We start from the raw sequence: 12,475 nt of genomic DNA, 5'->3' as shown, positions 1-12,475 counted from the left end.
GACGGTTTATCCCGTTGTCGCAGCAAAAGGTTGTCGGACCCTGAAGCGGTTTTGAAAATTTGTTTCGAAGCGGAATTGGATGCAAACGCGGTTGACGCGCTGTTAACCCTGAGCGGTGAAGCTGCCCCCACTGCCTGCCACCAGAAAGGGGAATCACCATGGGCCAAAGCGCCATCGCCAAAACCATCACGCGCCAACCACCGCAAATCTCGTGCTACGGCAATGTCACGCTGTATTTGTGGCGCGCGGCGGGCTTTAGCGTTGCTGTGAATAGCCGTGGGAAACCGCAAGGTTACAGCGAGCACTTCACTCGCGCCGAGGTAGAAGAGGCGATCGCCCCCTATCTGCGCGCGCTCTAAAAAGCCGCGCACCCGACCCACATCACCAGCCATGCACAAACCCATCATGCACTCGCGTCCCACAGGCGGAGTATTCCGCCTGTCCTAGCCTCTGTCGCTGGCGCAAAGGGACGCGCCTGCGCTTGTCAAAAGGCTCAGACGTTGGGGGAGGGAAGCGCCTCGAAAGGTTGGGCCATGCCAAAATGGTAGCCCTGCCCCTCGCCGCAATTGAGCGCGCGCAAAAAGGCCACGGCTTCCTCTGTCTCCACACCTTCGGCCACGGTCTCAAGGCCAAGCGCATGCGCAAGCTCGATGATCGCGCGCAAAATCGGCGCATTGCGGGCGTCGGCACCCAGCCCCAGCACAAAGGATTTGTCGAGCTTGATGCGGTCAATCGGCAGATCGCGCAGATGCGAAAGCGAGGCAAAACCGGTGCCGAAATCATCAAGCGCAATCCGAATGCCCGCCGCCCGCAACCGGGCAAAGCCTTGCGAAAGTGGCTGCATCCGCTCGCCCACCAAGACCGTCTCGATCACCTCGACCTCGATCAGGTCAGGCACCAAGCCACGCGTGGCGATTTCTTGCAAAAGCCGGTCGGCAAATACGGGACAGCGCAGGCTGTGTTCCGAGAAATTCACCCCCACCCGGTGCAACCGCCCGGCATCGCGTTCTAGGTCATCCAGCACCGCTTGCAGCACCGCCGCATCGACGTGGCGCGCGCAATCCACATCATCCAGCGCCGCGCCCCATTGCTCCGGCCCGCTCACCTTCCCGTCACGGCCGATGATCCGCGCAAGCGCCTCATGCGCCACGACCTGACCCGTCGCAAAGCTCACTTTGGGTTGGTAATAGGCGCGCACGCGCCCCTCTTTGGCGGCGGCCAGCACAAAAGCAATCGCTTCGCGCCGCGCTTCAAACCGCGCCCGCGTCGGCCCGCGCAAAAACGCGGCATGGGTCAGCGGCCCCATCTGTTTCACCTCAGCCAAAGCCTGACGCAGGCACCGCATCAACCCTTCGGAGTCTTTGGCATCTGTTGGGCTTGTCGCCATCCCCGCCGCGGCATGAAGCGCGAACCCTGCCGAGGCGGCAATGGAAAATGGCTCCTCAAGCGCAGCAAAAGCCCCATCGGCCAAAGCCTGCGCCAGATCATCCGTATCGGGGCCCGCGCGCATCAAAACGAATTCTTCGCCCGCGATCCGCGCCACCATCCCCTCATCGCCAACAAGCCCGGAAAGCCGCTCGGCGATTTCGCGCAAGACCGCATCGGATTGCACCGCGCCCAATTGGTCGCTCATCTGCGCGAAGCCATCGAGATCAAGCAACACGAGCGCCAAAGCCGTGCCCTCGTTCAGCGCTAATTGTAAGCGCCGCTGAAACCAGCGCTGGTTCGCAAGCCCGGTCAGATCGTCAATATTCGCCGCTTGCCAAAGCCGCTGGCGGTCACGGTTTTCATGGGTGACATCGCGCAAAGTCCCAATCACGCAGCCCGTGCCCGATGCCCCCCCATCCACCTCCGCGCGCAACCGAACCCGGCGCAACTGCCCCGCCGGGGTGGCAATGGTGGCATCAAACGACAGCGGCAAACTTGCAGGGCGTGCTTTGGCGGCCTGTGCCCCACCCGCAGACAATGCGGCCAGCCGATCCAAAAGCAATTGCCGTGCCTTGGGCGAAACAAACCGCGCCAGAACCGTTTCGAGGTCCAGATCGCTGTCCGGTGACAGGCCAAGCACCTCATACACCTGCGCGCTGGCGCGGACCTGCCCGCCTTTTGGGTCATGGCACCATGCACCGAGCCCGCTCAAACGTTCCAGACGCGCCAAGGCTTCGGGCCGGCACCCACCGCTTTCGCCAAAAGCGCTGGAGCGCGCGCCAAATGGGTCGAATCGTGCCTCCATCAGCGCCCCTTTCTGCGGCAGGCACCCGCAGAGATCTCGCGGCACGCGCGATGAAAACGGAAGGAGGAGCAGGGTCGGCTCACGAAGGGCGCTCCGTGCTTAGGCAAGGCATTCAGGCGCCCCAAAGGTCGCCACTCGCCCCATCTGCGCAGAAATATGCAACCAAATCCTTGACGCGCGCCCGAACTGGTCAAAAAAAGAGGCCGCTTTTGCGCGATCCGCGCGCGCAAGCCGCAACGGATGATTTTGTCCCGTGCTGTGCTATCATCGGGCAAGAGTTATTGCTTTTCCTGTCCGAGTTCTTGCCATGCGTTTCGTTTCAAGACCGCCGCAGGCGCCTCCTTCGCTTTCCGCTCCGGCCTTTGTGCGGCGCCGGGCGGCCTATTTGGACTGGTTGGGGCGCGACCCGCGTGCCCGAGCACAAACGCGCCCGCCGGAACGGTCCTTGCCGCCCTCCCCCGCGCTGCTTGCGGATCTAGCTGCCCTGTTTGACCACAAATGCGCCTTTTGCGAACGCAAGGTGACCTTGCAGGTGTTTCGCTTCCGCCCGCCCTCAGAAGCTTTGCCGTTTCAAAATACGAATGGCGATCTGGCCTATGGCTGGCTTGCCGATGCTTGGCAAAATCTTTTGCCCATCTGCGCCGATTGCCTGCCCACCCCGCGCAATGCCTTTCCGGTGGCAGCGCGACGCGCGGCGCTGCCCTCGCCCGAGCTTTACACGGCTTATATGACTGAGGGCGCAGGAAGCTGGCCGCAAGATGACAGCCTTCAAGCAGAAGAAGCGCTCCTTTTGGACCCCAGCCTTGATCAAGACCTTGATAGCCATCTGCTTGCGCGCCCCGATGGCCATTGGGAACGGTTGACCGAGCGCGGCAGCGAAACGATCAAAACCTATAAACTCAACCGCCCCGCACTGGTGGCCGCGCGGGCCGCCGCCGTTGCCGCGCAAACCGGCGCGCCGGATCAGGCCTCTGAATTTGCGGGCTTTCTACGAAATCTTGTCCAATCTGAGCGCGCTGCGCCCAGCGCGCCGATCACCCGGCGCGGATTTGAGCGGCCCGCCGAGAACCTCTTTTCCATGGGCACAGGCAGCGGCCTCGCGGATCTGTTGCAGCCCGCAGACACCGAGGCGAACTACACCCTGCCGCCCGCATTGGTGAAAGTCGAAATCAAAGGCTTCAAGGGGATCGAGAAGCTGGAGCTTGATCTGCCTGCGCCGGACCCGCCCGATGCCGCCGCCACCGCGCGGCTGATTTTGGGGGAAAACTCGGCCGGGAAATCCTCGCTTTTGGAAGCCATCGCGCTGACGCTTGCCCCGCCAGAGGCGCGCGCAGCGCTGAAGCTTGATCCGCAAGCCCTGCTTTTGGACCCGGCGCAAATGGGCAGCGCGCTCGCGGCCCGCAAAAGCGGGCTCGTCCGCCTGACCTTCCGCGCCGTTGATGGTACGCTGTCGCGCGTCATGTTGCGGCTCACCCGTGATGGCTTTGAAACCGAGGGCGTGCTCCCGAAGGGCCTGCCAATCTTCGCCTATGGCGCCTATCGCCATTACGTCAAAGCCTGCCACGGCTGGGCCCCCGAGCGCGGGATCATCACGCTCTTTCGTGCGGAAAACCTGCTTTCCAACCCCGGCACATGGCTTGAAAGCCTTTCTGATGCGCAGTTCGACGAGGTGGTGCAGGCGCTGCGCTTCATCTTTGGTCCGGGCGGTGGATTTTTACGGATTGATCGCAGCACCAGCGGCTGCATGGTGGTGACAAGCGCCGAACGGCATGAGCCCGAGGGGGCGGAGACCTTCACCCCGCTTGATGCCGTCTCCTCTGGGTTTCGGACGATGCTCGCCCTCACTTGCGACGTGATGCGCTGGCTGATCGACCCCGAAAGCCCCGGCCATTTCCCCTCGCTCAAATCCGCGCGCGGGGTGCTTTTGGTCGATGAAATTGAATCGCATCTGCACCCGCGCTGGAAAATCCAAGTCATGGCGGGCCTACGCCAAGCGCTGCCGGGCATGACGATCATCGCCACCACCCACGACCCTTTGTGCCTGCGCGGCATGAAAGATGGTGAAGTGCTGGTGCTGCGCCGCATCCCCGGCATAGAGGCGGGCAGCCAACTGCCGATGAAGGTCGATGCGCTGACCACCCTGCCCGATATCGGCAAGCTCACAATCGAGCAGTTGCTGAAATCCGATTTCTTCGCGCTTTACGACACCGATGATCCCCATACCGGGGCCAGTATGGCGGAATTGGTCGATGCTTTGGCCGGAATCTCCTCGGAAGACGGCACGGAGACCGAAAAACAAGAGGCGCTCTTGGCGCAATTCCGCGCCGAGGTGAACGGCGCGCTGCCGGTCGGTTCGTCCGAAGTGTCGATGCTGGTGCAAGAGGCCGTTGCCGATTTTCTGCGCGAGCAACAAAAGCTTACCGCCGCGCGCCGCAGCGCACTGCGCGCCGAAACCAAAAAACGGATCGTCGCGATTTTGAAAGGGGTGCGCGATGCGCCAAGTTGAGCGGACCGGCCCCGTCCCAAAAGCGATGAACGGCCCCGAAAGCGCCGCCGCGAGAGAACGTGCAAAAGCCGCCAAACATGTGGCCAAAGCCCGCGCGAAAGTGGCCGCGGGCGAAGACCGCCCCAAAACCTATGGCTTCAAAATCTACAAAGATGAGGCGGTGAAGCTCGCGCTCACCCAGCTTTTCCACGGCAAATGCGCCTATTGCGAAAGCGATTATGCCGCCCAAGCCCCTGTGGATATTGAACATTATCGCCCCAAAGGTGGCGTCGAAGATGACCCGGACCATTTCGGCTATTGGTGGCTTGCCGCAGATTGGGAGAACCTTCTGCCCTCTTGCATTGATTGCAACCGCCGCCGCTATCAAATTTTGCCCACTCCCGAGACGGCAAGCTTGGCTGAGTTGGATGAAAGCGCCAAACCGATCTGGCAAACCGGCAAAGAAAACGCCTTTCCGGTTTTTGCGGGCACCCGCGCCTATGGCACAAGCGCCGATCCTTTTGCCGAAAGCGCGGCGGAGCGGCCCTATCTGCTGGACCCGTGCCGCGATGACCCGCGCGCGCATCTGCGCTTTTTGGTGGATGCGGCCGAACCTTTGGGCCTTGTGGTGCCCAAAGCCTTAGACCAAGGCGCCCCCGATGCCTTGCCGCTTTTGCCCGCTGGCGCCGATATCGCCCCGGATCAGGTGCCGCCCCATGTCTCTGCACGCGGGGCCGTGTCGATCCAAGTTTATGGGCTGAACCGGCTCGGCCTTGTGCAAGCGCGCACCCGGATTTTGCGGCATCTGGCGCTTTTGGAGCAGATGATCCTTGAGGCCGATGCGCTGTCCGCCCGGCTCGGACAAAGCCCAGACCCCGGCACGCGCGAGGCCGCGGCCCTGCTTGATGCCTTTGCCGACCGGTTGATTGGCGTGATCCGCACGATGGCCGAACCCGACCAACCTTATTCCGAAATGGTGTGCCAGTGGATCGACCACTGGCTGCGCGAGATGAACAGTTGAAGGAGAACGCGATGACCGAGGCCACGACGACCCCGACCGACCCCATTGCCCCGCCCCAGACCAAACCGCTGCCAAGCCGCGAATGCGATCTGGTGATGAAAGGGGGGATCACCTCGGGCGTGGTCTATCCCGGTGCGCTCAAACGGCTTTCTGAAAGCTATCGCTTCGTCAATATCGGCGGCACATCGGCGGGGGCGATTGCGGCGGCCTTTGCGGCGGCGGCCGAATATGGCCGGGAAAGCGGTGGGTTTGAGAAGATCGAAGAAGTGGGTAACGAGCTTTCCAATTCGGTGCTCGAAAAATTCCAACCCGAACCCGCCATGGCCAATCTGTTTCGGCTGCTGATGTCCTTGCAGCCCAAGGCCCCCAAAGACGACACACCGCAAGACAGCCGCAAGATCGATTGGAAGACCCCGCTCGCGGTCGTTTGGGCGCTGTTGCGCGGCTATCCGCGCGATATGGCAAAGGGCGCTATTCCCGGCGCGATCCTTTTGGTGCTGGCGCTTTTTGCCTCCTCCTCCGTGGTCTGGGGCTGGCTCATCGTCGGGCTGATCGTGCTGGTGGCGGGGCTTATTGCGGGGCCTGCGCTGGCGATCAAACAGCAATTGCAAGACAATCTCGCCAAACAAGATTACGGGCTGTGCCGCGGGCGCACGCAGGTCGGCTACCCCGAAAACAGTGGTCTGACGGATTGGATGACCGTGAAGCTGGACGAGATTGCCGGGCTCGCCCCCGGTCAAGGGCCGCTCAGCACCGGGATGCTGTGCGCCGAGACGCGCTCGCACAAGATCACCGTGCAAACGATGACGACCGATATCACCACGCGCCGCCCCTTCATTTTGCCGATGCAAAGCAATCTTTACGCCTTTGATGAAACCGAATTCCGCGCCCTGTTCCCCGATCGGGTGGTCGATGCGATGATCACGCGCAGCAATCGTGTGTCTGAGCATTGGCACGCTGGCGACAAAAATCTTTATTACTTCCAAATGGATGATGTGCCGCTTGTGGTGCTGGCCCGGATGAGCCTGTCTTTCCCCGGCCTGATTTCGGCCGTGCCGCTTTATTGCATTGACCACACGCTCACCCATGCCGCCCCGAAAGACCGCCTGCGTCGCTGCGTCTTTTCCGATGGCGGCCTATCGTCCAACTTCCCGGTGCATTTCTTCGACAGCCTTCTGCCCAAGCGCCCCACCTTCGGCATTGCGCTGGCGAGCTTCGACCCCGACCGCAATGGCCCGGAAGATGCCTATGCAGGCCGCATTGATCTGCCCGTTGACGTGAAAGAAGGCCGCGCGCTGCGCACCCATCCGGTGACGGGTTTGGGGGGCTTTGTTGGCGCGCTATTTGACAGTGCAAAAGACTGGCAAGACTCGCTGCAAGCGGTGCTGACCGGGTTCCGCGAACGGATTGTAACGATCAACCTGACCGAAACCGAAGGCGGGATGAACCTGCAAATGCCTGAAAAGACGATCAAGCTGCTCAACAGCTTTGGGGCGCAGGCGGGCGATGCGCTGGTGCGTGAATTCGACTTTGAAGCGCATCGTCGCCGCCGTTTCCTTACCGAGATCCGCGCTTTGGATGACCTTCTGGCGCAGTTCGCCGCCAATTGGGCACATGAATTTGGCGATGCGCCGAATTACCCCGCGCTCGCGCTCGAAGATGGCACGACCGAATATCGTCTGCCGGCGGGCTTGCGGCAAAAACTGCATGATCGGGCCGCGCAAATCGCGGCACTTGGCGCCAATGGGCTCAGCGCGGCCGAGAAAGAGCAATTGCCGAAATCGCGCTCCCGTCTGCGCCATATCGCGGAAATGAGTTGAGCCCAGAAAGAGGTTCAAGCCGTTAAGACCTCATTAACCCCGGTGAGCATAACGTAAAGCGCGTGTCGGGATAATTAGTATGACGTTTCGTAGTGTCTCTGGATCAGCGCTTGTGTTTTTGCTGGCGGCCACCTTGGGGGGGCTGATTGCGGTTTTGCAATATCATCGCAGTTGGACGCAATCTCTCGCCAATATGGTCGATGACACCTATATCGCTGCGGATCACATGGAATTGCTAATCCGCTCGATGCGGCTTTCGGCAGAAACCGTGGCCGAGGTCGCGCGCACCGATGACCTTGTCCATTCCGCCGATGAAGCAATCGAAAAGGTGGTGCGCGAGAATATCGGCATTTCCGCAGTGCTGGTGATTGATGCCACCGGCCATGTCATCGAAGGCTATTATGAACGGGGCAGCCCGGTTGGGCTGGACCTCTCCGACCGGCCCTATTTCCGGCTGTTTCGCGACCAGATGTGGGAAGGGTTTTACATCAATCCCCCGGTCCGTGCCCGAGTGGATGGCACCTGGTCGCTGCCGCTCAGTGTGCCGATCTATACGCCCGAGGGGCGCTTTGGCGGGGTGATCGCGGTGGCCGCGCAAGAGGGGTATTTTGCCTATCTGCGCAAGCCTTTTCAGGCGAATGACGTGCAAGTCTATCTCCGTGTGCACCCCGATGGGCAGTTTATCGCCCTGCCCAGCCCGTTTGGCGCACGCCCCCTGCCGCAATCGCTCAAAGCCGCCATCGCGCGGCGGCCTGCGCAAACCCTAGAACCGCAAGCGGGCGCGCGCAGTTATGACCAGCCCGATGCCGTCGGCACCCTACGCCAAAGCCCCTCGGGCCTATTTGATGTCTTGGCGGTGCGCACCACCAGTGCGTTGCGCCAAGACGCCCTGATCGACAGCGCAAAAACCGGGCTGGCCGCCTTTGTTGCGGCCTTGCTGATCGGGCTTGCCGGGCTTGGGCTTTTAAGATGGGCCAATGCCGCCCATACCGAGGCCGAGCGGGCGCGGTTCTTGGGCGAACGGCTGCGCATCGCCACCGATGCCGCTCAAATCGGGGTCTGGGATCTCGATATCATCAACAGCCATGAGGTTTGGGACGAAACGATGCATCGGCTCTACGGGCTCGAACCGGGCACGTTTCAGGGCACGTTTGAGCATTGGTGCAAGCTCGTCCATCCCGACGACATCCCCTATGCACAAGAAAAGTTTCAGCGTGCCATCGCAGAGGGCACAGATATGGAAGCCGAATACCGGATCATTACCGCGAATGGTGATATCCGGGTGATCAGCACGCATGCGCGGATTTTCCGCGACCGCGAGGGGCGGGCCGTGCGCGCCATCGGCGTGAATTACGATGTCTCGGAGCGGGTCGCGCGAGAACGCGAACTTTTGGCCGCCCGCGCCGAAGCCGAAGCCGCACAAGCCCGCATCGCCTATGACGCCCTACATGATCCACTCACGGGGCTTTTGAACCGTCGCGGCATGGACCTGCACCTGAAAGACAGCCTTGCAAAGGCCGCGCCAGACCAGCCCGTCGCTTATCTGCATATTGATATCGACCGGTTCAAATCCATCAATGATGTGTTCGGCCATGTTGCAGGCGATCATTTGCTGTGTACCGCAGCCCGGTTGCTCAAGTTGGCCGCTCCGCCCGGCGCCAAAGTGGCACGGATGGGCGGTGATGAATTCGCTATTTTTGTGCAAGGCGAGGCCGCCGAACCGATGGCCCGCGCCTGTGCTGAAAGTTTCCTAAGCGCCTGTCGCGACCCGGTGGAGTTTGAGGGGCGCAAACTGTGGTTTAGCGCCTCGGTCGGGCTTAGCGCGCGCACCGCAGGCGAGGCCGGGGCCGCCGAAGCCGGGGCCATGGCGCAAGATGCCGACATCGCCCTTTATGCCGCCAAAAACGCCGGACGCGACCGGATGGTGCTCTTTTCGCCGGAACTGCGCCGCAAAGTCGAAGAAACGAAACGCTTGGCCGATAAGCTGGAAGATGCCCTGCGCCATGATCGGCTAGAGGTCTATTTCCAGCCGCAGGTAGGGGCGATCAACCATGAGCTTATCGGCGCGGAAGCGCTGTTGCGCTGGCACGACGCCGAAGATGGCCCGATCAGCCCCGACCGTTTCTTACCGATTGCCCGCGAGATGGGGCATATGGCGCGCATCGACGGGATCGTTTTGCGCAAAGCCATCAAGACGGTGCACAACCTCAAGGCGCGCGGGCTGATCGTGCCGAAGGTTTCGGTCAATGTCGATGTGCAGCGGCTGATGCAGCCCGACCTGCTCGACGATCTGGCCGCGTTGGGTCCGCTCCCCTGTGGGCTTGCCTTTGAACTGTTGGAAACGCTTGATTACGATGAAATCACCGACGGGCTGTTAGACGTGCTTGACCGGCTGCGCGCCCAGCAGATCGAGATTGAATTGGATGATTTCGGGCGCGGTCGCACCTCTTTGGCGACGGTGCAGCGCATCCGCCCGGATCGGCTGAAAATCGACCGTTCTTTGATTGCGCGCAAAGGCGTGGATCCTGTGGTGGAGGCGATTGGCAATATGGGCCATGCGCTGAACATCGGGCTCACCGCTGAAGGGGTGGAAACGCTTCCTCAAGCCTTGGCCATGGCGCGGCTGGGGTGCGATTGCCTGCAAGGCTTCTACTTCGCCCGCCCGATGCCCGAGCAAGATTTCGCACATTGGATCGCCGCAAAACAAAGTGACAAGCCGAGCCATTGGGTCGAGACCGATGCAAATTACCAAAGTGCCTGAAGCCAAAATAACGTACGCCCCGACCGGGGGGACGGGGCGCACCGCCTGAGCGGAGCTGGAGTGGACCAGTTCCGTGAGGTTTTCCCTCAGGCGTTTTTCAGATCGAGGAAGAGTTGATAGGCTTCCTTGGCGGTGAAGTTTTCATGCACCACTTTGTTGACCGCTTGGATCATCGCAATCGGCGCGTCCGATTGGAAAATGTTGCGCCCCATATCAACGCCCGCCGCGCCTTGGTCGATGGCTTTATACGCCATATCAAGCGCTTCGAGTTCCGGCAGCTTCTTGCCGCCTGCGATCACCAGCGGCACCGGGCAGCCAGCGGCGACCTTCTCGAACCCTTCTTCGACGAAGTAGGTCTTCACATAATGCGCGCCCAATTCCGCCGCGATCCGGGTGGCGAGGCCAAAGTAGCGGGCATCGCGCGCCATATCTTTGCCCACGCCCGTCACCGCTAGCGTCGGGATGCCGTAACGGGTGCCGGTGTCGATGAGTTTGAGCACATTGGTGATCGATTTATGCTCGTATTCCGAGCCGATATAGACCTGCGCGGCCATCGCGCAGGCACCAAGGCGGATCGCATCTTCGATTTCCACCGCAACCGTCTCGTTCGACAGCTCGGTCAAGATCGAGTTGCCGCCCGAGCAGCGCAGCGCCACCGGCTTGGTGTTGGTCGGCGGAATGGTCGAGCGCAACGCGCCGCGGGTGCACATCAGCACATCGGCGTAATCCGCCAGCGGCAGAATGTTGAGGTCCATCCGCTCCAGCCCCGTCGCCGGGCCTTGGAAATAGCCGTGGTCAAAGGCCAGCATCACCGTGCGGCCAGTTTTCGGGTTGAAGATGCGGCTCAGGCGGTTCTTCATCCCCCAATCGTAATGCGCGGCCCCTTTCAGGTAGAAGCCTTGCAGGTCGGCAGGCTGGTCGAGCCCGAAATCCTTGCCTTCCTTGATGTCGTCGAGATCGGCCATGAGGGGTTCCTTTCGCTGGCGCGTTGTCGCCGGCGCCAAAGCACCGGCCTTCTTGAGTACGCGCGCCCTTCAAAAAGGGCGCGCGCGCGTGTCTTTCGCTTAGAAATCGTAGTTGTCGATGTTTTCAGCGGTGAAGACGGTGCGTTCGGGCAGCAAGATCACGCCGCTGCCTTCGGCTTCATAATCATAGCCTTGCACGGCATTCGGGCTCACTTCGACGGTGCCGATGCCGGGAACGTCGATCGTGTCGCCCACTTGCCACGTCGCCCCATTGGCGAGTTGGTCGGCGATATAGACCGAGAGTTTGCCCTGCGTGACCACGTCCCACAGACCGAACTGCGCAACCGTGCCCGATTTCACATATTGGCGCATCGTGTTCGGCGTCGAGAAGCCGGTGACGATGATTTTGCCCGCAAGACCAAGGTTTTCAGCCGCTTGCGCCGAGCCCGGAAGGGCGTTCGCATCGGGGCAGATGATCGCGTCAAGATCAGGATAGGTCTGATAAAGCGCGGTCGGCACCTGCACGGCTTTTTGCGCATCTTGGTTCGAGAACTCGGTCGCGACGATTTCCCAGCTCGGATATTCTTTCGCGATCAGCGCCTTGGCTTCTTCGGCCCATTGGTTTTGGTCGGTCACGGTCGGCGAGGAATAGTGGAAAGCCACTTTCTTCGGCGCGGTCGGATCATCCATTTGATCGGCCGTCATCTGCACCAAGAGTGCCCCCAATTGCGCGGGCGTGCCTTGGTCAATGTAATAGCTGCGGCATTCCGGGTTCACGTCGCTGTCCCAGGTCAGAACCTTGACGCCCTTGTCCATCGCGCGTTTGAGCGATTCACACAGGCCTTCGGGCGAGAGCGAGGAAATCGCGATCGCGTTGTAGCCTTGGTTGACGAAGTTGTTGATAAACTCGACCTGGCCCGAGACAGAGGCTTCGCTCGGCCCGTCGTATTTCACGTCGATCCCAAGCTGTTCGCCCATCGCAAGCGCACCTTTACCACCGCTTTCGAAGAAGCCGACACCGGTCAGTTTCGGAATGAAAGCGACGCGTGCACCGTCAGCGCTGGCCGCGAAAGTGGTGAGCGCCGTGGTGAGCGATGCAATCGCAAGCCCCGTCACGATACGTCCGAAAGTCATGGTAGTTCCTCCACTTAGTTCTTCCCACCGAGGCGCCGCGCGCCCCGGCCTCTTTA

General features: G+C 61.3%; 8 protein-coding genes. 5 read left to right on the top strand and 3 right to left on the bottom strand.

Annotation, left to right across the window (positions count from 1 at the left end; genetic code table 11):
* Window positions 1-158: 158 nt before the first annotated feature.
* Window positions 159-359: a hypothetical protein gene (locus CRO18_RS08925; protein ID WP_076483001.1), complete on the top strand. Its 201-nt coding sequence runs from the start codon at window positions 159-161 to the stop codon at window positions 357-359.
* A gap of 134 nt (window positions 360-493) precedes the next feature.
* Here the strand turns inward: CRO18_RS08925 and CRO18_RS08920 are convergent, their stop codons facing one another.
* Entirely contained in the window at window positions 494-2,233 is a 1,740-nt protein-coding gene (locus CRO18_RS08920; RefSeq protein WP_097081862.1) for a bifunctional diguanylate cyclase/phosphodiesterase, read from the bottom strand.
* Window positions 2,234-2,753: 520 nt separating this feature from the next.
* Here CRO18_RS08920 and CRO18_RS08915 point away from each other — a divergent pair.
* The 4 genes from CRO18_RS08915 (at window position 2,754) to CRO18_RS08900 (ending at window position 10,320) form a co-directional block, all read left to right on the top strand.
* Window positions 2,754-4,739 (top strand): AAA family ATPase, encoded by a 1,986-nt coding sequence (locus CRO18_RS08915; protein WP_212710084.1) that lies wholly within the window; start codon window positions 2,754-2,756, stop codon window positions 4,737-4,739.
* Window positions 4,726-5,739, top strand: a complete 1,014-nt coding sequence (locus tag CRO18_RS08910) for an endonuclease (protein ID WP_097081860.1) — start codon at window positions 4,726-4,728, stop codon at window positions 5,737-5,739. Before CRO18_RS08915 ends, CRO18_RS08910 begins: the two co-directional genes overlap by 14 nt.
* Before the next feature lie 11 nt (window positions 5,740-5,750).
* Window positions 5,751-7,559: a patatin-like phospholipase family protein gene (locus CRO18_RS08905; RefSeq protein WP_097081859.1), complete on the top strand. Its 1,809-nt coding sequence runs from the start codon at window positions 5,751-5,753 to the stop codon at window positions 7,557-7,559.
* A gap of 79 nt (window positions 7,560-7,638) precedes the next feature.
* Window positions 7,639-10,320, top strand: a complete 2,682-nt coding sequence (locus CRO18_RS08900; protein WP_097081858.1) for an EAL domain-containing protein — start codon at window positions 7,639-7,641, stop codon at window positions 10,318-10,320.
* Window positions 10,321-10,406: 86 nt separating this feature from the next.
* On the opposite strand, the gene lsrF is transcribed toward CRO18_RS08900, so the two are convergent.
* Together lsrF and lsrB are read right to left on the bottom strand one after the other, a co-directional pair.
* Complete coding sequence (gene lsrF / locus CRO18_RS08895) at window positions 10,407-11,285, bottom strand: 3-hydroxy-5-phosphonooxypentane-2,4-dione thiolase (RefSeq protein WP_097080916.1); 879 nt, start codon at window positions 11,283-11,285, stop codon at window positions 10,407-10,409.
* A 99-nt stretch (window positions 11,286-11,384) separates the two neighbouring features.
* The gene (lsrB, locus tag CRO18_RS08890) at window positions 11,385-12,419 is read right to left on the bottom strand and encodes an autoinducer 2 ABC transporter substrate-binding protein LsrB (protein ID WP_097081857.1); all 1,035 of its coding nucleotides are present in this window, start codon (window positions 12,417-12,419) and stop codon (window positions 11,385-11,387) included.
* Window positions 12,420-12,475: the final 56 nt, after the last annotated feature.

Origin of the sequence: Rhodobacter sp. JA431 (assembly GCF_900217725.1) — a bacterium.
Classification (GTDB): Bacteria; Pseudomonadota; Alphaproteobacteria; order Rhodobacterales; family Rhodobacteraceae; genus Rhodobacter; species Rhodobacter aestuarii.
Note: the sequence above shows the minus strand (reverse complement) of the source record. Positions and strands in the feature narration are given on the sequence as shown.

Excerpts from the sequence above, each read along its gene's own strand:
- CRO18_RS08920 (WP_097081862.1), bottom strand. The coding sequence starts at position 2,233 with ATGGAGGCACGATTCGACCCATTTGGCGCGCGCTCCAGCGCTTTTGGC.
- CRO18_RS08925 (WP_076483001.1), top strand. The coding sequence starts at position 159 with ATGGGCCAAAGCGCCATCGCCAAAACCATCACGCGCCAACCACCGCAA.
- CRO18_RS08910 (WP_097081860.1), top strand. The coding sequence starts at position 4,726 with ATGCGCCAAGTTGAGCGGACCGGCCCCGTCCCAAAAGCGATGAACGGC.
- lsrB (WP_097081857.1), bottom strand. The coding sequence starts at position 12,419 with ATGACTTTCGGACGTATCGTGACGGGGCTTGCGATTGCATCGCTCACC.
- CRO18_RS08905 (WP_097081859.1), top strand. The coding sequence starts at position 5,751 with ATGACCGAGGCCACGACGACCCCGACCGACCCCATTGCCCCGCCCCAG.
- lsrF (WP_097080916.1), bottom strand. The coding sequence starts at position 11,285 with ATGGCCGATCTCGACGACATCAAGGAAGGCAAGGATTTCGGGCTCGAC.
- CRO18_RS08900 (WP_097081858.1), top strand. The coding sequence starts at position 7,639 with ATGACGTTTCGTAGTGTCTCTGGATCAGCGCTTGTGTTTTTGCTGGCG.